This window comes from Hymenobacter lutimineralis (assembly GCF_008271285.1).
Taxonomy (GTDB): domain Bacteria; phylum Bacteroidota; class Bacteroidia; order Cytophagales; family Hymenobacteraceae; genus Hymenobacter; species Hymenobacter lutimineralis.
In genome coordinates, this window is record NZ_VTHL01000020.1 from 1 (window position 1) to 19,929 (window position 19,929).

Below are 19,929 nucleotides of genomic sequence, written 5' to 3' on the forward strand. Positions count from 1 at the left end.
TGCTCGTTCAGCCGGTGCTTAAAGATGCACCACGTCCGCATCCAACTTGTTATTGACGAGCATAACCGGCAATGCGAACAGAAACGAACATTCAGCAAAACCACCTTTTAGACCACCGCCAAATAACTAAAAAAAAAATTCAACCTGTTGTTTATCAATTCTTTAAACACAAAGATTAGTTCTTCAAAAACAAATGTATCAACACATAAAAGTGAAATAATCACACCTTCTCTTCTATACACCCTACTCTATCGGTATCCGGTACATCACGTCGGTAGCTCCCCCAAACAGCCCGTACCCCTTCTGCACATTCGAGGCCAGCGGGGCCGGCTCCGCGAAGGGGTTGCCGTAGCTTTCCTCGTAGCGCTGCACCGACTGGTAGAAGTCGTACGCTTCCCGGGTGATGGTGCTGATGGTTACTTCCACGAAGGCCGGCGCAGGAATACCCGGGTTTGTCGGGTTGTAGCCGCCCGTAAAGTAGCCCTGCACGTTCTGCCCCAGCACGATGGTGCGGCCGTTCACGTTCAGGTCGGCGTATACTTCGGGCCGGGAGTTGTAGCTGGCCGATAGCCGGAACCGCTCAACGTCCACCCCACTGTCGTTTTCGTCCTCATCCCGGTAATCAGGTCCCAGCGGCCCCCAGAAGCGGCCATTGGCATCCAGCACCCGGGCCGTGGCCAGGTAGTAGTCGGCGGTGGCGCCGTTGTCGGGCACGTTCACCGTGAGGCGGCCCGCAAAGGCGTATTCTCCCTGGTCGGTGGTGCGGCGAACAAAGGAAGCCTCACTGATGGTGGCCGGAGCGGGTAGGGCCATAGTACTTTCCGCCGTTTCCAGGCCCGGCAGGGTCGCCCGCAGCGTATAGCGCTGGCCCGGCTGCCCCGCAAAGCCGTTGCGGGGCACGTAGTAAGCGTCGAGGCTGTCCTGGGTAGTGGGGTTGTAGTAGCGGTACCGCCCCCGGAATTGCTCCACCACCTGGCCATTTGCGTCCAGCAGTTCCACCACCGCATTCACCGGCTGCCGCACCGGCTTGGTGTTGAAGTTCGACTGGCTGACGCTTACCGTCAGAAGGCGGTGGGGGTACGTCTGCCAGTACAGGGAGTCGGGTTGCTGGTTGCTGAGCACGTAGCTGAGGGCCAGGCGGGGCGTATGCTCGGGGGCCGGGATATCTACGGTGGTTTCGCAGCTGGCCAGCCCCAGCAGTGCTGCCAGCGGCAGCCATTGAGCTATAGTTTTCATAGCAGCGGCGTTAGAAGCGGAAGCTTTTGCTGAAGGACGGAATGATGGGAAACAGCGAAATCTGCCGGTAGGAAGACTTCTCGACTTCGTTGCCATTCTGATCGGTGCGGCCCTCCCGCAGGTACAGGAAATAGGGGTTTTTGCGGCTGTAGGCGTTGTAGAGGGAGAAGCTGTTCACAACTTCTCCCCAGCGTTTCTTCTTGGTATGGCTCAGGTCCAGGTCCATGCGGTGGTAGGCGCGCATGCGGTAGGAGTTGCGCGGGCCGAAGTCGTCGTACTGGTCGTACACGCCCAGGCGGTAGCGCCCTTCCGAAAGGGTTACCCCGTTGCCGGTGCCGTACACCCACGTGCCGGAGAGCAACAGGTTTTCCTTGAGTTTGTGAATAACCACCAGGGAGGCATCGTGGCGCCGGTCGTACTTAAAGGGGAACAGCCGGCCCTGGTTCAGGGCCGCAAACTTCCGCTCGCTCCAGGCCAGCGTGTAGCCAATCCAGCCGGTGGTGCGGCCGCTCTTCTTTTGCAGGAAGATTTCCCCGCCGTAGGCCCAGCCCCGGCCGCTGGTCACCTGGTTTTCCCAATTGCTGTCGGTAGTACCCAGGAAGCTGGCGCCTTCCCGGTACTCAATCAGGTTGTGCATGGGCTTGTAGTAGGCCTCCAGGCTCAGCTCGTAGTCCTGGTCGTGGTGGCGCAGGGTGCGGGCGGCACCGACGCTCAGCTGCTGGGCGCGCTGGGGCTTTACGCGGGCCGTGGAGGGCACCCACAAATCGGTGGGCAGCCCAATGCCGCTGTTGGCCAGCAGGTGAATGTACTGGGTAGTGCGGGCGTACGAGGCTTTAAATGCCCACTCGGGAGTGAGCAGGAACCGGGCCGCCAGCCGCGGCTCCAGCGACGGGTACAGCTTGCCATCCACCAGAAAGCCGTTCAGGCGCACGCCCCCGTTCACCTTCAGCCGCTCACTCACGCGGTAGTCGTCTTCGGCGTAGAGCGAGGCCTCGTGCGCGCCCAGCTGGGCCACCGAGTTCAGGGCCTCCGCCTCCACCGAGCCCTTGGCCTGAATGGCGCCCGGCTTAAAGGAGTGCAGGATGTACTGGCCCCCGGCCCGGATGTAGTGGTCCGGCGAAGGCAGGTAGTCCAGGTCCGATTTCAGGCTCACGTCCCGGATGTTGGTGAAGTAGCGCAGGCTGAACTTGTCGGTCTCGCCCTGGTTGCGGCTCTCCTCCTCCACCCCAATGTTGAACTGGTACTTGCTGTAGGTGAGGTGGGTATTGAGAAACAGCTGGTTGTTGAGCACCCGGTTCCAGCGCAGGGCCGAGGTAAGGTTGCCCCAGCCCAGCCCCGCCTTGTTGCTGTTGTAGTCCTCGTCTTGGTACTTGTCGCGGATGCGGGAGTAAAACTTGTCGTAGCCCGTGTAGGCGCTCAGGTACACCCGGTCACGGGAGCTGATTTTCCAGTTGAGCTTGCCGTTCAGGTCGTGGAAGAAGTAGCCTAGGGAGCCGCTGCTGTTCTCACTCGACAGCCCCGCCTTAATCAGCGGCTGGGCCAGAATGTCGATGTAGGTGCGGCGGGCCGAGAAGATAAAGGAAGCCGTATCTTTCTTGATGGGGCCTTCCAGCGTGATTTTGGAGGCAATAAGGCCCACGGCCCCCTCCCCGTGGAATTTCTCCATGTTGCCTTCCTTCATAGAAATATCCAGCACCGACGACAGGCGCCCCCCGTAGCGGGCCGGAAAGCCCCCCTTGATCAGCTCTACGTTGTTGAGTGCATCGGCATTGAACACGGAAAAGAAGCCGAACAAGTGAGCCGCATTGTACACCGGCGTACCGTCCAGCAAGATCAGGTTCTGGTCGGGGGAGCCGCCGCGCACGTACAGGCCGCTGGTGCCTTCGCCCCCGCTTTGTACGCCGGGCAGCAGTTGCAGCACCTTCAGCACATCGGTTTCGCCGAGCAGGGCGGGCAGGGTTTTGATTTGGGTGATGGGCACGTTGATGGTACCCATGCGCGTGCTCTGCGCAATTTTCTCTTCCCGGCTGCCCACCACTTCTACCCCGGCCAGCTCCGCCGACAAGGGCTGCAGCCGGAAATCGTGGGTCTGGCTGGCCTTGGCCGGCGCCGCCCACCGCCCCTTCTGGTAGCCCAGGTAGCTCACCACCAGGCGCACCGAGTCGGCGGAGGCGGGCAGCGTGAGCGAGTAAAACCCGTAGGTATTGGTGGCCGTGCCCTGGCCCGAGGACGGGTGCACCACCGCCACCCCAATCAGGTTTTCGCCAGTAGCGGCGTCGCGCACGTAGCCACTAATGGTTTGCTTTTGCTGAGCCTGGACAAAGCCCGGCACGAGCAGCAGGCCCAGCAGCCAGCCGCGTAATGGTTGTTTCATAGCGTAGAGTAGAGGTAGCAGAGCGTAGCAAACGGGGAGCAACTTGCCTTTGGCAAGAGCCCCCGCCGGGCTGGCGGGTTGCAACCGGCTCAGCACTTTTATGGGCTTTCGAAGCGTATTACCGCCTTTACAGAAAAAAGCCAGGCGCAATATTCCGTAAGTATCAGCTCGTTGCGCGGCAGCAAAAAGCCCCCGACACCGCACGGTCATCGGGGGCTTTTTGCTGCTCAGCGCATCGAAGGGCCCGACGCAGCCAGCTGGCTGCCTATTTTTTCTGGTAGGCGGCGTTCAGGTCGGCCAGTACTTCCTTGGTGATGTTGATGTCTTTGCGGCCGTAGGCAATAGCCCCGCCGGGCGCCGAAATCAGGATGAGGCGGTAGCCGTTGGCTTTTCCGTAGGCTTCCACCTGTTTATCTACCCGGTCCAGCACTTGCTTGGTCATGCGGGCTTCTTCCTCGGCGGCCTGCTGCTGCAGCTTCTGTTGCTCCTGCCCGCCTTTCACGCGCTGCATCTCCAGCTGCTGCTCGGTAGCGGCGCGCTGCTCCTGAGTGAGGGCGCCAGCCGTTTGCTGGTACTTCTGCACGGCGCTCTGAAACTGGCGGCCAATGGCGTCGTTCTGGGCGCTCCAGCGCTTTACTTTAGCCTCGAAGCTCTTCTTGGCCTCCTTCATGGCCAGGTAGCCTTCCAGCAGTTTTTCTGATTCCACGTAGGCGACTTTATCCGTATCGGCTACGGCTTCCAGGGCGGTGGTAGCCTGGCTGGTAGAGTCGGTGCTCACGGCCACTTTGCGGGCCGGGGCCGGCGTGGCGGCGGGCTTGCTGGCGAAGTGCAGGTAAAACAATACGGCCACCGCAATGACCAGTACCGCATCGATGACGAGGCGAAGGGGGTTATTCATTCGTGAAAAAAGAAGAAAACGAGAAATCAGCCCAATAACGGCTACCCAAAGAAACGGAAAATGCGGTAAGCTCCCGCATTTCGCTGCCCGGATATCTTTCTCGCCGCTGTTAAGCTACTGCCGGAGTGGCCGGGGCGTCGGGCTCATCGTCCTCCGGCTCGGGTTCCGAGAAACGCAAGGGCTTTTCCTCGAAAGGCGGGCTCAGATCCACCCGGCTCGGGGCTGCATCGGTGCGCCCCACGTGCAGCAAAGCGTCGCCCTGGTTGACGACGGGCATGTGGTTGAGGCCCACCACGTAGCCACTGACAATAGACTCCAGCTTCACCGACATTTCACCGTAGGGGTCGGTGATGGTGCCGAATACCTGGCCTTTCTCCAGGTAAGCGCCCAGCGGCACCTCACTGCGAAACAGGCCCGCAAACTTGGCCCGCAGCCAGGTATGACGCGGGCAGATGATGCTGGGCCGGGCCGGCGGCGCCGCGGATGGGGCCATGCCCAAGTGGTGCAGCACCCGAAACGTCCCGGCCATAGCCAGCTCAATGCCGGCCTCGTCAAACCGCAGCGACTCCCCCGTTTCGTACACGATAATGCGCCGGCCTTCCCGCATGGCCGCCTCGCGCAAGGAGCCGGGCCGCAGCCCGGAGTGCAAGGTAAACGGGGCCGCAAAGGCCGCCGCCAGCGCATCCGTCTCGGGGTCCTCGCCCAGCAGGCAGCGCACCTGGGAGCTGTTGGAGCGGGCCGCCCCGCCCGTATGAAAGTCGATGCCGTAGTCGACCAGGGGCATGATTTCGCGCATGAAGCGGTGGGCCACGCGGCTGGCCAAGGACCCGCGCGGGTTACCCGGAAACGAGCGGTTGACATCTTTGCCGTCGGGCACTTCGCGGGAGAAGTTCAGGAAGCCGTAAATATTGAGCAGGGGAATGGCAATGATGGAGCCTCGCAATGGCTGCAGCAGCTCCCGCCGGATCAGGCGCCGGATGGTTTCAATGCCGTTCACCTCGTCCCCGTGCATGCCGGCCATCAGCAGCACCGTAGGCCCCGGTACCGTAGAGCGGTACACGTTCACCGGCACATCGATAACGGTGCCGGAAGGCAGCTTGGAAATCACCAGCCGCGTAGTCACCCGCTCCCCTGGTTTGATGGTAAGGCCGTTGAGGTGGAAGTCGGCGGGCGGAGCAAAGGTGGCGGATGAGAGCATGCAGCAGGAAATAAGGCAGGGATAAGGCGCAGTACGCTGGCCGAATCAGAATACGGAATGTACGCTACGGCCGTCAATCCAGCACTATACGCCCAGCCCGCAGGGCTTAGGAACTTTGCTTATATCATCGTGGGAAACGGCTCAAAGCAACACCCTTCTTGCTGAGGTCTGACCGCGGTTACCTTAGCAATAGAACGCCTCTGCGGGGTCCCAATGGCAAAATGAGTAAGCAATGCTTTGGGGGCAGATCTACTCTACCACCAAGCGGGCCGTGCGGGCGGGCTGTGCGGGCGCGGTGGCCTGCAGCAAATAGAGGCCGGGGGCCAGACCCCGCACCGAGAGGCGCGGCCCCCGGCCGGTACGCACCTGCCGCCCCTGGGTATCGAGCAGGCGCAGGCTAGCGTTTGTGGGTAGCTCGGGCAGGCTCACATAGTCGTGGGCGGGGTTGGGAGCCAGGTGCAGGGCGGCGGTGTAGGCGGTGGGTGTGGTAACGGTGGGCAAGGAGCCAAAGATGAGCAGGGGCACGGGGCTGTATGCCTGCTGGCCATTACCAAGTTGACCGCCGGCGTTGTTTCCCCAGCCCCAGAGGGTGCCGTCAGTGCGGATAGCCAGGGTATGTGTAGATCCTGTCTTCACTTCTTGCCACGTTGTAGCCGTGCCCAGTTGTACGGGGGTAGTATGGTTCGGCAACAAGTCGCCGAGCTGGCCCGCGCGGTTATCTCCCCAAGTCCACAAAGTGCCATCGGTGCTGATAGCCGTCGAATGATGGTTATAGGCACTTACACTGTACCAAGTAGCATCTGTGCCAATTCGCTCAGGCATGGCCCGGTTTGTAGTGGTTCTATCCCCTAGCTGCCCCCGACTATTGTTTCCCCAGGCCCACAGCGACCCATCAGTGCGCACCGCCAGCGTGTGCGCTATGCCAGCACTTACGCTTTGCCAGTTAGTAGCGGTGCCTATCTGCACGGGCGTAGCCCGGTTGGTAGTGGTACCATCGCCCAATACCCCGCCGGTGTTACCTCCCCAAGCCCAGAGCGTACCATCGGTACGGATAGCCACGGTGTAGCCCGTGCCCGCCGCAACACTTTGCCACCTGGTAGCAGCACTTACTTGTTGGGGCGTCGTTTGAATAGTAGCTGAGCCACCCTCCGGAACACGACCCCACGTCCACAGCGACCCATCTGTACGGATTGCATCGGTGTGCATCTCGCCAACCGCTACAGCTTTCCAGTTGGTAGCGGTGCCCACTTGCGTAGGGGTACTTCGGCTGGTCGTGGTACCATCACCCAGCTCACCGTAAAAATTGAATCCCCAGGTCCACAGGGTGCCATCGGACCGGATGGCGGCGGATTGATTAATACCAGCAGCTACACTTTTCCAGGTCGGGCCGACTGCTATTTGCGTGGGAGTAGACTGGCCTTCGTTGGGAGTACCATTACCGAGCTTACCAAAGCTATTAGAGCCCCAGGTCCATAAAGAGCCGCCGGCCTGGACACCCATCGTGTATTCATTGCCCGCGCTAATGCTTTGCCAGGTGGCCGCGTTACCTATCTGCATAGGCAATACCCGGGTATTTCTGGGCAGAGCCGGAAAGCCTACCTGGCTGTCCGTGTTGTTGCCCCAGGCCCAGAGGGTACCATCCGTGCGCCAGGCAAGGGTCTGCGTGCTGGAGGAAACGTAGCTCCACGTCTTGGCCGTGCCAACCTGCACTGGGGTAAGGTGGTTGGTAGTAGTCCCATCCCCAAGCTGGCCGACGTCATTGCCTCCCCACCCCCACAGCGTACCATCCTGCCGGATAGCCAAGGTGTAGCCGCGGCCAGCGCTGGCGCTTTGCCAGTTGGTAGCCTTGCCAATCTGTACCGGGGCCCTGCGGTCGGTGGTGGTCCCATCCCCGAGCTGGCCGGCCCCGTTGAGGCCCCAGGCCCAGAGCGTACCATCCGTCCGGATGGCTACCGTGTGGTTGTCCTTGCAGCTGATGCTTTGCCAGGTGGTAGCCGTGCCTATCTGCACGGGCGCGGTCCGGTCGGTGGTGGTACCATCGCCCAACTGCCCGAGTTGGTTCTTACCCCAGGCCCAGAGGGTACCATCGGTACGGAGGGCTACCGTGTATAGAAAGCCGGTACTCACGCTTTTCCAGTTGGTAGCCGTTCCTACCTGTACCGGGGCATTACGGTCAACAGTAGTGCCGTCTCCCAGCACTCCCCCGTAATTATATCCCCAGCCCCAAAGCGTACCATCGGTTCGGATAGCTACGGTGTGCCAGGAATTGGCGCTGACACTTTGCCAGTTAGTGGCCGTACCTATCTGCACCGGCGTTTTGCGCATAGTCCGGGTACCATCGCCAAGCTGGCCGGTATTAGCTCCCCAGGCCCAGAGGGTACCATCGGCCCGGATGGCCATGGTATAATATTCGCCCGCACCTACCGTGCGCCATAAGGAGGTTCCTACCTGCGTCGGCTCGCTCTGCACAGAAGCACTACCGATACCCAACTGCCCATAAGTATCATCTCCCCAGGCCCACAAGGTTCCGTTGGGATGAATGAAGAGTGAATGATTGGTTCCAGCGGCCAGCTCCTGAGCCTGGGCAGCGTGCCGGCCACCGCCCAGAAGTACCGCCAAAACAGTCAGTAAACGGAAAGAGGTGCGGATAAACCGAACACGGGTAGCGGATAAGTGCTGCATAAACATAAATAATGAGGCCGGTAGCATTACCGGCCTCGAAACTAATGAAATACCCGGGGGATACGGCTCTCCTATTGCCGGTATTTTACCCAGTGGCAACCCGCTTTAGTCTGCCTGGGTATCGGGCATGGCCTTGGGGGCGGACTTGCCGGATTTGGTGGCTTTGGGCTTGCGCTTGCGGGCTATTTCGGCGGTGTATTCGATGATTTTGCCGGCAATATCGAGGCCGGTGGCTTTTTCGATGCCTTCGAGGCCAGGCGAGGAATTGACTTCCAGCACCAGCGGGCCGCGGGCACTTTGCAGCATATCCACGCCGGCTATGCCCAGGCCCAGGGCTTTGGTAGCCAGCAGGGCGGCGGCTTTCTCGGCCCGGGTGAGCTTCACCAGCTTGCCCGTGCCGCCCCGGTGCAGGTTGGAGCGAAACTCGCCTTCCTTGCCCTGGCGCTTCATGGCGCCCACTACTTCCCCGTTTACCACGAAGGCCCGCAGGTCGGCGCCCTTGCTTTCGGCAATAAACTCCTGCACAATGATGCGGGCCTTGAGGTTGTGAAACGCCTCAATAACCGACTGGGCGGCTTTTTCCGTTTCGGCCAGCACTACGCCCAGGCCCTGGGTGCCTTCCAGTAGCTTGATGATGACGGGGGCCCCGCCCACCTGCCGGATCATCTCGGGCACTTCCTCGGAGGAGTTGGTGAAGGCCGTTTTGGGCATGCCCACGCCGGCCCGGCTCAGGATCTGCATGGAGCGAAGCTTGTCGCGGCTGCGCACAATGGCCTGGCTTTCGATGGCCGTGCGCACCTTCATCATCTCAAACTGGCGCACCACGGCCGTGCCGTAGAACGTAACGGAGGCCCCAATTCGGGGAATAATAGCGTCGAAGCCGGTGAGGGGCTGGCCCTGGTAAATAATGCTGGGGGCACCCTTTTCGAGTACCAGGTTACACTGCAGATGATCAACCACTACCGCCTCGTAGCCGCGCTGGGCGGCGGCCTCTACCAGGCGGGTAGTGGAGTAAAGCTTCGGCTCGCGCGACAAAATCGCCAGTTTCATTGGAGGAGTGCTTAGAGGGGGTAGAAGGAGCCGAAGCGGACTGCAAAGATGCGAAACGACGCCTGGATTAGCGCTGATGGGCCGGACGCTGGGCCATGCGGTGCGAAACGTTACGCCGCATCACGTCCACCAGAAAACGGCCCTGGCGCAGCAGCGTGCGGCCAATAAGCACGGGGTAGCGCATGTCGGAACGGTCGGAAAGCGAGAATTCTGTTTCAAAATCCTCGTCGAACAGCCGTAACACCGCCCGGATAACGTAGCGTTCCTGCACCTCGCCGTTGGAGGAGCGAATATCCCGGAGCGAGAACGAGGCAAACTGCATGGGCGTGCCGTCGAAGTTGGGATGTGAGGGGTCGAGCAGCTGCACGTGTAGCACCTGCCGCCCATCGGGGCGGGTTTCCACGTGCATGTTGGAGCAGTGAATGGCCCCGGTATAAGCGCCGGTATCCACCTTTGCCTCTACGCCCCAGATTTGGAACTCCGGGAAGTCCACCAACTCGCGCCGCCCTACTACGCGCTTGGGTACTCGCTGCTTTCTCATGCGGGGCAAGATAGAGGCTAATGGGCGAATGTGGTTGAATGTGCTGCGCTTTGCTAAGGTGCTAATGAGGGGCGGTCATGGCGAAGAGGCACGACGTTATCCGTCCTGGGCAACGTGTCAGACCTGAAATGTAAAAGCCCTTTCCCGCTGCGTACGAGAAAGGGCTTTTTGGTAAAAGGTCGTGTCTGGTTTTGTGCAGGACAGATGGCTCGCGCCGCTCGCCATGACAGTTCCTCATTAGCACCTTAGCGAAGCGCAGCACATTCAACCACATTCGCCCATTAACTATCCTTTGTAGCTGATGCGGTACACGGCGTCGTTCTGGTCGTCGGAGACGAGCAAGGAGCCATCGGCCAGCACCAACAGGCACACGGGGCGGCCCCAGCTTTGCTGGCCCTGCAGCCAGCCTTCGGCAAAGGTTTCGTAGCCTAGCGCCTTTTTCCCGGTGGCATCGAGGCGCACGAGGCTGATGCGGTAGCCGAGCTTCTTACTGCGGTTCCAGGAGCCATGCTCGGGAATGAATATCTGGTTGCGGTACTGAGCCGGGAACTGCTTGCCGGTGTAGAACTTCATGCCCAGCGCCGCCACGTGCGGCCCCAGCTTCTGGGCTGGGGCCACGTAGGTGCCCTGGTTTTTGCCGGTGCCAAACTGCGGGTCGCGCACGTCGCCAGCAAAGAAGTACGGGAAGCCAAAGTGCTGACCGGGGCTGGTGGCGCGGTTCAACTCGTCGGCGGGCAGGTTGTCGCCCAGCTGGTCGCGGCCGTTATCGGTAAACCATAGGGCCTTGTCCTGGGGGCTCCAGTCGAAGCCCACGGTGTTGCGCACCCCGTAGGCTACCGTTTCGAGGCCGGTGCCATCGGCGTTGAGGCGGTTGATGGTGGCGTAGATGGGCTCTTCCGGCTCGCACACATTGCAGGGCGCGCCCACCGGCACGTAGAGCTTGCCATCGGGCCCGAAGCTGATGTACTTGAAGCCGTGCCACTCTTCGTTGGGCAGCTTGTCGTACACCACCACGGGCTTGGGCTTCTGCCGGAGACGCGCGGCAATGTTGTCGTAGCGCACAATGCGGTGAATTTCGCCCACGTACAGGGCCCCGTTGCGCACGGCTACGCCGTTGGGCGAGTTCAGGCCGGTGGCCACCGTCACCACTTCATCGGCGCGGCCATCTTTGTTGCGGTCGGGCAGGGCGTACACTTTGTCGTCCTTGGTGCCTACGTACACAGTGCCATCAGGGCCTACGGCCAGTTCACGGGCACTTTTCACGCCCTGGGCAAAGTAACTGATGACGAAGCCCTTGGGGAGCTTGATTTTGGTGAGGTTGGTATCGGCGGCCGTGGGCGCGGGGGCCGTCGTAAAAGCCAAAGCCAGCGGGGCCAGCACGGCAAGCGGAAGAAGGTGGCGCAGTTTCATACTGCCTGAAACCAGCCCGCCGCCGCTAAGGTTGCGTCATTTACCCTGAGCTGGCATTAGCAGTACTTATTGTTGCCCCTCGCGCTGGCGCAGGAGCCGCTCGTACTCACGTTCGGAAAGCTGCCCGCGGCCCAGGTTTCCGTAGGTGCCCAACCCCTGAAAAAACACGCCAATGCCCCAAAAAAGTGTCGACCACACGGGCCACGGCAGCGGGTCGGCGTCGCGGCCCGTCACGAACCAGATAACCCACAGCAGGGAGTTCACCGCCACGTACGTGAACAGATGGGACTTGAATTTGGCGCGGGCTTTGGCCATTCGCCAGAGTTGGGGGTCGCGGGGAGTAGTGGTCGTTTCCATGGGGCAGGCGTCGTTTTGAGGTGATTGATGCTTCAAACCTACCCGACGCGGCCACGCTTTTCCCTTTTACTTTGCCGAAGCGTCGATTCTCCGGGTTGAGGCGTCGAAACCACCTACCGAACGAAAATCCGCCTTATACTGAAGCTGTCTTTCTGCCAATTTTATGCCCTCTCCTACTCCACTTGCTTACTGGCGCGACGCCCCCGCCTTCGGCCGCATCCGCCTCTACCAGGGCGACATCACCAAGCTCGACACCGAAGCCATTGTGAATGCCGCCAACACCAGCCTACTCGGAGGCGGAGGCGTTGATGGCGCCATTCACCGGGCGGGTGGCCCGGCCATTTTGGAAGCGTGCCGGCAGATTCGGGCGCGGCAGGGCGGCTGCCAACCCGGCGCGGCCGTGCTGACTACCGGCGGCCGCTTGCCGGCGCGCTACGTTATTCACACCGTAGGGCCGGTTTGGCAGGGTGGCCACAAGCAGGAGCCGGAGCTGCTGGCTTGCTGCTACCGCCATAGTCTGGCCCTGGCCGAGCAGCAGCAAGTGGCAAGCGTAGCGTTTCCGGGTATCAGCACAGGCATCTATGGGTATCCCAAGGCTGAGGCGGCGGCTATAGCGGTGCGAGAGGCGCGGGCGTTTCTGGGGGAGCATGCGTTTCCCGGCACCGTGGTTTTCGTGGTTTTTGATGAGGAAGCCCGCCGCTTCTACGAACAAGCGCTGCAGGCCTGAGCTACCAGCGCACCTCGGGGTGCCGGCGCAGGTAGGCGGCCACATCGTAGAGCAGCCCACCGTGCCCCGTGTCCAGTAGCACCGTTTGCGCTCCTTTGATGCTGGCAATAAACCGCGCCAGCCCAGCGTGCGGAATTACTTGGTCGTGGCGGCCCAGGAAGAATGTGACTGGTATCTGGTGCTGATTGAGGAGCCGGCTGAGCTTTGAGAGCTGAAACGTGAGCGACCGAAAGCCCAGCCAGCTGCGGTACACGCGCAGACGCTTTTCGCGGCTGTCGAGCTGCCAGCGGGCAAAGCGCACGAGGCCGCTGTGTACCAGGCGGCGCTCCTCCAGGGTATCAAGCCAGCCCAGCAGGCGCTGGGGGCGCAGCACGGCCCGGCCCAGCACCCCGCGCATCCAGGGCGGATACGTAGCCAGCGAATACCAGAACTGCCGTTGCAGGCCGTCGGGGGCAATCAGCCAGAGCTTTTCTACCCTTTCGGGGTATTGTTCCAGCAGCGTGAGAGCAAACTTGGCGCCCATACTAAAGGCCAGCAGCCCGAAGTTGCCCACGTTTTCCTGCACCAGTACATCATTCAGCAGCTCGCCCAGGCGGTTTTTGTTGAGCGGAGCATCGGGATGGGCCAGGCGGCTGCGGCCGTGGTAGAACAGGTCGAAGCTCAGCACTGAAACATCCGGTCCCAGTACATCCAGCCAGCTGCGCCAGTAGCTTTCCTGCTGCCCGTAGCCGTGAAACGCCAGCACCACCCGCGGCCCGGTTCCATAGCGCCGGTAGTTGAGCAGGGTTTTCATGGGGCTGGGTGAGGTGAGGTGACACGTAAAAGCCGTGTACGGCTGATGTGGCGCGGGCGGTGGATGGCCGCTGGAGCGGCCGACAGTCAAAAGACTAGCTTCTATTCTTCGGCGGGCAGACGCGTCAGCAAGCTGGCTAATTCTGCCGCCAGCGCCTAACGCCCCTTACCTGTCACCTCATCAGCCATTTACAGCTTCGATACGCCGCCGGACACGATGAACTTCATGACTTCACTGCTGGGCAGCTCCAGGTAGGTTACGCTTTCCTTGGGCACCAGCTGTAGCTCGCCCGAGAAGTTGTAGGAGTGCGGATAGTATACGGCCATCAGCTCGGGGCGGTGCAGGCCGGCAATGTCGTCGCAGGTGGCAAAGCCGAGGCGGTAGGCCTTGGTTTCCTGGTTCACGCACACCAGCACCGGGCGGTTAAACTTCTGGTTGTCGCCTACGAAGGCATCAAACAGGTCCTTTAGGCTGGAATAGATGATGCTCACCAACGGGGTGCGGTGCAAAATCCGCTCGGCCAGCACCAGCAAGGGGCGCACGGCCAGGGAGCGGGCAACAAACCCTACCACCGTGACAAGCACAAACATGGTGAGCAGCCCCAGGCCGGGGTATTTTTCACTGTCGATGTTCATCAGCCCATCAACCCAGAAAAACAGGGCCACCAGGATGTACACCGTCAGCACGATGGGCGCTACCAGCAGCAGCCCGTTGAGGAAATATTTGATGAGTTTACCCATAGCAGGCGGAAGCTACGCAAGAAAGCCCGGCCAAAATGGCCGGGCCTGAGAAAATGACTACACGCGAATCAGGCGACGGATCTATACGGCCGCTTCGGGCACAGCGGAAATCCGGTCGGCTACGCGCTGCATCAGCCACATGGGCGTGCTGGTAGCCCCACAGATGCCCACCGAGTGCGCGCCCTCAAACCAGGTTTCATCCAGCTCCTGCTCGTTTTCCACGAAGTAACTGCGCGGGTTGGTTTGGTTGACGACGGAGAACAGAGCTTTGCCATTGGAGCTTTTGCGCCCGCTCACAAAGATGATAATGTCGTGCTCGATGGCAAAGCGGCGCAGGGCCGGCTCGCGGTTGCTTACCTGCCGGCAGATGCTGTCGTTGGCATCAAAAGCCTCCAGGGAGCCCCCGGCCGCCTGAATGCGCTCCTCCATCAGCTGCTTCATGCGGTAGAAGCCCGCCGTACTTTTGGTGGTCTGGCTGAACAGGGTAACGGGGCGCGTGAAATCAATCTGGCTGAGGTCCTCCTCGTTCATCACGATGATGGCGCGGTTACCCGTCTGCCCGTTCAGACCCGTCACTTCGGCGTGGCCGGGCTGGCCGTAAAGCACAATCTGCCCATCCTGGCGGGTGGTAGCATCAAAGGCGTGCTTTACGCGGTTCTGGAGCTTGAGCACCACCGGGCAGGAAGCATCAATCAGCTCCAGGTTGTTTTCCAGGGCCAACTGATAGGTTTCTGGCGGCTCGCCGTGGGCCCGAATCAGCACTTTGCAGTCGTGTAACGTTCCTAGCTGCTCCCGGTCGATGATGCGCAGGCCCAACGCATGCAGGCGCTCCACCTCCATACGGTTGTGCACAATATCGCCCAGGCAGTACAGGGTGGACTGGTGCGCCAGCTCGTCTTCCGCCATTTGAATAGCAAACTCGACGCCGAAGCAATACCCGGAATGTTTATCGATGGTAACGTTCATAGATTCTTTCTCAACAACGCTGGCCAAGATGTGGTGCAACTTTCGCGCCCGAAATGTACGGGCCGCTAGCGCACGGATTCACTGCCGGCCCAGTGGCCGGAGTTAGCCGCGGCAGTAGCCAGTAATACGGCCGACACGCGCTCCAGGACGAAATCCACCTGCTCGTCGATGGTAATATGGGACGTATCGAGGAGCACCGCGTCGGCGGCCCGGCGCAGGGGGCTTTCGGCCCGCGTGGAGTCGAGGTGGTCACGCTTGACGAGGTTGTCGATAATAGCTTCGAGTTCTACCTGCTCGCCCTTCACGGCCAGCTCCTCCTGGCGGCGCAGGGCGCGCGTGCGGGTATCGGCCGTCATGAAAATCTTCACCTCGGCATCGGGAAACACGGTGGTGCCGATGTCGCGGCCGTCCATCACGATGCCGCGCTTGCGGCCCATGCGCTGCTGCTGGCGTACCATAGCATGGCGCACGGCCGGAATCACCGAAACTTCGCTTACGGAGTTGGAAATGCGCATCTGCCGAATTTCGTCCTCGCGAATTTCTCCGTCCAGGCACAGCTCGTTGCGGCCCGTGCGGCGGTTACGCTTAAACGAAATCGTCATATCGTGCAGGGCCTGCTCAATGCGCGGCAGCTCCTCGAAACCAATGCTGTGTTCCAGCAAGTACAACGTCACTGCCCGGTACATGGCTCCCGTGTCGATGTAGGCATAGCCTAACTCAGCGGCAACGGCCTTGGCCGTGGTGCTTTTCCCGCACGAGGAGTAGCCATCAATGGCAATGACGAGTTGTTTCATGATGAGATGGATCGGCGCGGGGGCAAAGGTAGCGGTATCCACGTTCTCCGCGTTACAGCTGCCGGTGCTAATGTGGGCGCCACCTCCCGAAACAAGCTCAGCACGGCATCGACGGCGCCGTGCAGCAATTGTTTTTCAACGGAGCCGAACGGGTTGACAAACGTTCGGCTGCCGAGCCGGATGCCTACTTCCCCGTTGTCGGCCCGGTGCCACTGGCCCCCGAAGCTGCGGGCAATGCACTCGCCCAGAAAGCACCCCAGGGCGTTGATGACGCCGGCCCGCTCGGTTTCGGGCACGCTAGCGCGTTCTTTCTCAATAAACTGCGCCAGCGTTTGCACGGCTTTCTCGTCGAAGGACGAAATGTTCAGGTTTTGCCGCACTGCTTCGGCGGCTGCACGTAATTCTTCCACTGCTCATTGCGACCAGCTTCTCAGCTGACCAGTTTACTCAACCATAGGTGTGTTTCCGGGTGGACTCAGGGTGGGTTGAGTAAGTATATTTAATCAGTGCGGAAAAATGAAATTATTCTTCAAAAATTCTTATTTTATCCAGCTTTTGCGCTGTTGCGGGGCCTCCAACCGCTGCGGAATAGAAGCGAAAAAGGTGGATACCGACTGCTCTAAGCCTTTTTTCAGCTGCTCGCTTACCAAGAAGAAGGGGTTGAAAAATAGTCTTCCGGCCAGCCCCACGCCCGTGCTGCCATCGGGCCCGGCCGCCCACTCACCCTGATACGTGTCTACCATGCACTGCCCCAGAAAGCAGCCCAGCGCCATTATCACGCCTTCGCGGTCGGCCGGTTGAATAGCTGGGCGCTGGACCTCAATCAGGTCGGAAAGGCGCTGCACGGCGGCGGCGTCGAAGGCATTTACCTGGAGCTGCTGGCGTACGGCTTCGGCAGCGGCACGCAGGGAGGCAAGGGGAGATTCGGAAGACATGAATGATCAATTAGAACTATTGCTGGCCGGTGGGTTGTGATTTTGTACGCTCCCACTGGATGTAGGTGGTCAGGATTTCGCGCAGGTGTTGCTTCCCTAGTTTGCCTGCCTTGATTTTGGTGGCTAGTTCCGGACAATCACCAACGAGTGGCAGCATGGCTTTTTCGAAAGCGCCTCTGGTAGCAGGGACCCGCACTCCGTCGCCGGTACGTGGCTGGACGACCAGGCTATACTGTTCCGTGACGCCGAGAGCCAAGACGCCCACCGCCCCGGGCACACTATGCTCCAACTCAAAAACCGTGAAACTGCCTGCCCGGTAAAGCTGCCTGGCAAAAGCGCTGGACAAGCGACGTCGGGCCGAAATATCTACTCCCCGCACCACTCTGAAGGTGTCGAGGGCCAACACGAACGTTTGCACTTCGTTGGGTTGGTACTCCGTAATCTTTTTATCGTCGGGGTTGCGCACCCGCAGATGCTCACCGGCATCAGCGTACAACTGACCAGCACGCCAGCTCCCATCCTGCAGCTGGTAGACACCTGGCTTATACGTAATAATTTTCGGCAAGGCATTATTTCCGTACTGGGCTTGCGCCGAGCCGGCCAGCATGCCCAACCCAGCGGAGAATAGCAGCTTATAGATAGTAGTATGCTTCATATGGACATATTTTAGGCATTAGAATAACCCCTGCCCCCTAATGACTTTCGCAGGGGCACGGAATCTTACCGCTCTTGGCTTTGCGCTTGTAGGAGGCCGTTTTCTTTTGCAGGGACGAGTTGCGCGCGCAGCCCGTAGCGGCACTGCCCACCAGAAGCAGCATGCACGCGACCAAAAACAGGGAAATACTCTTTCTCACGGCAGAAACCTTGCTAAAATGTACGTAAAGTTAAGGTTCTTTACCCCGCAATGCCACCCGTTGCCCTTGTAGTATGCTGCCTATGTCTGCTGATTTTTCCCTGCTGGCCAATGTGGTCGACTTGTTTGCCAACACCATCCGCCCGGCCACGGTACGCGTAGCGGCCGGGCGCATTGCGGCCGTTGAGCCTACCGGCGCCACCGAGCCCGACGCCTCCCTCCCCTACGCCCTGCCTGGCTTTGTAGATGCCCACGTGCACGTGGAAAGCTCCTTGCTGGTGCCCGCAGAGTTTGCCCGGCTGGCCGTAACACACGGTACCGTGGCTACGGTGTCCGACCCGCACGAAATCGGGAACGTGCTGGGCGTGGCGGGTGTGCGGTACATGCTTCAGAGCGCGGCGCAGGTGCCGTTTAAGTTCTGCTTCGGGGCCCCGTCGTGCGTGCCGGCCACGCCCTTCGAAACGGCCGGGGCCGAAATAACGGCCGCCGACATCGAGCTATTATTCAAAGACCACCCCGAAATCGGGTACCTGGCCGAGATGATGAACTGGCCCGGCGTGCTCGGCCGCGACGCCAATGTCATGGAGAAAATCAGGCTGGCCCGGCAGTACGGGCGCCCCGTGGACGGGCACGCGCCCGGCCTGCGCGGCGAGGACGCCCGCCACTACGCTGAGGCGGGCATCAGCACCGACCACGAGTGCTTCACGGCCGAAGAAGCCCTGGACAAGCTGGCCGTGGGCATGAAAATTCTGATTCGGGAAGGCTCGGCGGCCCGCAACTTCGAAGCGCTGATTGACTTACTGCCGGCGCACTACGAACACCTGATGTTCTGCTCCGACGACAAGCACCCCGATACGCTGGTGCTGGGCCACATCAACCAGCTGGTCCAGCGCGCCGTGGCCCGGGGCCAGGAGGTGCTGAAGGTGCTGCGCGTGGCCTGCCGCAACCCCGTGGAGCACTACCGCCTGCCCGTGGGCCTGCTACGCGTAGGCGACGCGGCCGACTTTATCATGGTCGACGACCTGACCGATTTCCGGGTGCGCCAAACGTACCTGGACGGGCAGCTGGTCGCTGAAAACGGACAGACGCGTATTCCGGCCGGGCCGGTGGCCGTGGTCAACAACTTTGTGGCCTCCACCGTGCGGGCCGAAGATTTTCAGCTGCCTGCGCCCCAGCCCGCCGCTACGGTGCGCGTGATTGAGTGCTTCGACGGGCAGCTGATTACGGCCCGCCACGACGTGCCCGCCCGCACAGAAAATGGTCTGGTGCTGCCCGAGGTAGCGCGGGACGTTCTCAAGCTAAGTGTAGTGAACCGCTACCAACCGGCCGCGCCGGCCGTGGCCTTTATCCAGGGCTTTGGTTTGAAAGGCGGCGCCCTGGCCAGTTCCGTGGGCCACGATTCGCACAACATTACGGCCGTAGGCTGCGACGACGAAAGCTTGGCCCGGGCCGTAAATCTGGTAATGGAAGCCCGCGGTGGCTTGGCTGCCGTCGGCCCCGACGGGCAGGAGCTAGTTTTGCCACTACCGGTGGCAGGCCTGATGTCGGACCGGGAAGGCTACCACGTGGCCGAGGCCTACGCCGCCGTGGACGCGCTGGCCAAGCAGCTCGGCTCCCCGCTCCAGGCCCCGTTCATGACGCTGTCGTTTATGGCCCTGCTGGTGATTCCCAGCCTCAAGCTCAGCGACAAAGGTCTGTTCGATGGGGAAGCTTTCCGGTTCGTGGAAGCCGTGGTGTAGTGGCAAGCAGCGTTTTCGCTGTCATTGCGAGCAGCGCGAAGCAATCCGTCCCGGGCAATGGACCAAGCCCTGGGCTGTGAAAAGCCCCTGACATCCGCGGGGACGTCAGGGGCTTTCTGGTAGAAGAACGGGGCCGGGTTTGTTCAGGACGGATTGCTTCGGCTCTGCCTCGCAATGACCCGTCACCTACCCGTCATGACCGCTCAAAAACGCTTTTTCAGCAGCTTCTGCATCTTCTCCTCCGTCAGGGGCTTGGCCAGGTACTCCACATCGGGGTACTGGGCCACGCGGGCGGTGTCGGCGGCGTGCATGGAAGTGGTAAGCACGGCCATAACGGTTTGCCCGCGCACGGCATCAGGCAGCTTGTTGAAGAGCTCCAGAAACTCGAAGCCGTCCATACCGGGCATTTTCAGGTCCACGAATACCAGGTTGGGGGCATCGGCGCGGGGCTGCGCGTTTGGCCCGCCCCAGAGTTCCTGAAAGGCCTGCTCGGCCTTGGAAAACGTCTGAATTTGCTCGGCTACCTCCAGGCGGTTGAGCAGGCGGTTATTCAGGAAGCTGGTGGTTTCGTTGTCGTCGACCAGCACAATGCGCTGCAACTTCTGCGTCATAAGGAAGAGGATAAAGCCGGCAGGG

The 19,929-nt window shown here is 60.9% G+C and carries 20 protein-coding genes; 2 read left to right on the forward strand and 18 right to left on the reverse strand.

Going from position 1 to position 19,929, the window contains the following annotated elements; all coding sequences use genetic code 11:
• Positions 1-243 precede the first annotated feature (243 nt).
• The 9 genes from FY528_RS16445 to FY528_RS16485 all read right to left on the reverse strand — a co-directional run bounded on the left by FY528_RS16445 (position 244) and on the right by FY528_RS16485 (position 11,746).
• Positions 244-1,236, reverse strand: coding sequence for a DUF4249 domain-containing protein (locus FY528_RS16445; RefSeq protein WP_187632160.1), 993 nt, complete (start codon positions 1,234-1,236; stop codon positions 244-246).
• Between the two features lie 10 nt (positions 1,237-1,246).
• A complete protein-coding gene (locus FY528_RS16450; protein ID WP_149072119.1) occupies positions 1,247-3,610 on the reverse strand; it encodes a TonB-dependent receptor in 2,364 nt (787 codons plus the stop codon).
• Positions 3,611-3,875: 265 nt separating this feature from the next.
• On the reverse strand, positions 3,876-4,508 hold the full coding sequence (locus tag FY528_RS16455) for an OmpH/Skp family outer membrane protein (protein WP_149072120.1): 633 nt from the start codon (positions 4,506-4,508) through the stop codon (positions 3,876-3,878).
• A 109-nt stretch (positions 4,509-4,617) separates the two neighbouring features.
• Positions 4,618-5,706: a succinylglutamate desuccinylase/aspartoacylase family protein gene (locus tag FY528_RS16460; protein WP_149072121.1), complete on the reverse strand. Its 1,089-nt coding sequence runs from the start codon at positions 5,704-5,706 to the stop codon at positions 4,618-4,620.
• Positions 5,707-5,955: 249 nt separating this feature from the next.
• Complete coding sequence (locus FY528_RS16465) at positions 5,956-8,325, reverse strand: RCC1 domain-containing protein (RefSeq protein WP_187632161.1); 2,370 nt, start codon at positions 8,323-8,325, stop codon at positions 5,956-5,958.
• Positions 8,326-8,493: 168 nt separating this feature from the next.
• Positions 8,494-9,438 (reverse strand): 30S ribosomal protein S6--L-glutamate ligase, encoded by a 945-nt coding sequence (gene rimK, locus FY528_RS16470; protein WP_149072123.1) that lies wholly within the window; start codon positions 9,436-9,438, stop codon positions 8,494-8,496.
• A gap of 67 nt (positions 9,439-9,505) precedes the next feature.
• Entirely contained in the window at positions 9,506-9,979 is a 474-nt protein-coding gene (locus FY528_RS16475) for an ATP-dependent zinc protease family protein (RefSeq protein WP_149072124.1), read from the reverse strand.
• Between the two features lie 285 nt (positions 9,980-10,264).
• Positions 10,265-11,389 (reverse strand): PQQ-dependent sugar dehydrogenase, encoded by a 1,125-nt coding sequence (locus FY528_RS16480; protein WP_149072125.1) that lies wholly within the window; start codon positions 11,387-11,389, stop codon positions 10,265-10,267.
• Positions 11,390-11,455: 66 nt separating this feature from the next.
• Positions 11,456-11,746, reverse strand: a complete 291-nt coding sequence (locus tag FY528_RS16485) for a 2TM domain-containing protein (RefSeq protein ID WP_149072126.1) — start codon at positions 11,744-11,746, stop codon at positions 11,456-11,458.
• 163 nt (positions 11,747-11,909) lie between these two features.
• Here FY528_RS16485 and FY528_RS16490 point away from each other — a divergent pair, with 163 nt between their 5' ends.
• A complete protein-coding gene (locus FY528_RS16490; RefSeq protein ID WP_149072127.1) occupies positions 11,910-12,473 on the forward strand; it encodes an O-acetyl-ADP-ribose deacetylase in 564 nt (187 codons plus the stop codon).
• Between the two features lies 1 nt (position 12,474).
• Here the strand turns inward: FY528_RS16490 and FY528_RS16495 are convergent, their stop codons facing one another.
• From FY528_RS16495 to FY528_RS21625, 8 genes are all read right to left on the reverse strand, one after another.
• Complete coding sequence (locus tag FY528_RS16495; RefSeq protein WP_149072128.1) at positions 12,475-13,266, reverse strand: alpha/beta fold hydrolase; 792 nt, start codon at positions 13,264-13,266, stop codon at positions 12,475-12,477.
• A gap of 188 nt (positions 13,267-13,454) precedes the next feature.
• Positions 13,455-14,006: a DUF502 domain-containing protein gene (locus FY528_RS16500; protein ID WP_149072129.1), complete on the reverse strand. Its 552-nt coding sequence runs from the start codon at positions 14,004-14,006 to the stop codon at positions 13,455-13,457.
• 81 nt (positions 14,007-14,087) lie between these two features.
• A complete protein-coding gene (locus FY528_RS16505; RefSeq protein ID WP_149072130.1) occupies positions 14,088-14,972 on the reverse strand; it encodes a 4-hydroxy-3-methylbut-2-enyl diphosphate reductase in 885 nt (294 codons plus the stop codon).
• Positions 14,973-15,037: 65 nt separating this feature from the next.
• A complete protein-coding gene (gene cmk / locus FY528_RS16510; protein WP_149072131.1) occupies positions 15,038-15,766 on the reverse strand; it encodes a (d)CMP kinase in 729 nt (242 codons plus the stop codon).
• Positions 15,763-16,176, reverse strand: coding sequence for a hypothetical protein (locus tag FY528_RS16515; RefSeq protein WP_149072132.1), 414 nt, complete (start codon positions 16,174-16,176; stop codon positions 15,763-15,765). Before FY528_RS16515 ends, cmk begins: the two co-directional genes overlap by 4 nt.
• 129 nt (positions 16,177-16,305) lie before the next feature.
• Complete coding sequence (locus tag FY528_RS16520) at positions 16,306-16,701, reverse strand: hypothetical protein (protein WP_149072133.1); 396 nt, start codon at positions 16,699-16,701, stop codon at positions 16,306-16,308.
• 16 nt (positions 16,702-16,717) lie between these two features.
• Entirely contained in the window at positions 16,718-17,356 is a 639-nt protein-coding gene (locus FY528_RS16525; RefSeq protein ID WP_149072134.1) for a hypothetical protein, read from the reverse strand.
• 37 nt (positions 17,357-17,393) lie between these two features.
• Positions 17,394-17,519 (reverse strand): hypothetical protein, encoded by a 126-nt coding sequence (locus FY528_RS21625; protein WP_262384034.1) that lies wholly within the window; start codon positions 17,517-17,519, stop codon positions 17,394-17,396.
• 118 nt (positions 17,520-17,637) lie between these two features.
• Between FY528_RS21625 and ade the strand changes: the two genes are divergently transcribed.
• Complete coding sequence (gene ade, locus FY528_RS16530) at positions 17,638-19,293, forward strand: adenine deaminase (RefSeq protein ID WP_149072135.1); 1,656 nt, start codon at positions 17,638-17,640, stop codon at positions 19,291-19,293.
• Positions 19,294-19,496: 203 nt separating this feature from the next.
• On the opposite strand, the gene FY528_RS16535 is transcribed toward ade, so the two are convergent.
• On the reverse strand, positions 19,497-19,904 hold the full coding sequence (locus tag FY528_RS16535; RefSeq protein ID WP_149072136.1) for a response regulator: 408 nt from the start codon (positions 19,902-19,904) through the stop codon (positions 19,497-19,499).
• Positions 19,905-19,929: the final 25 nt, after the last annotated feature.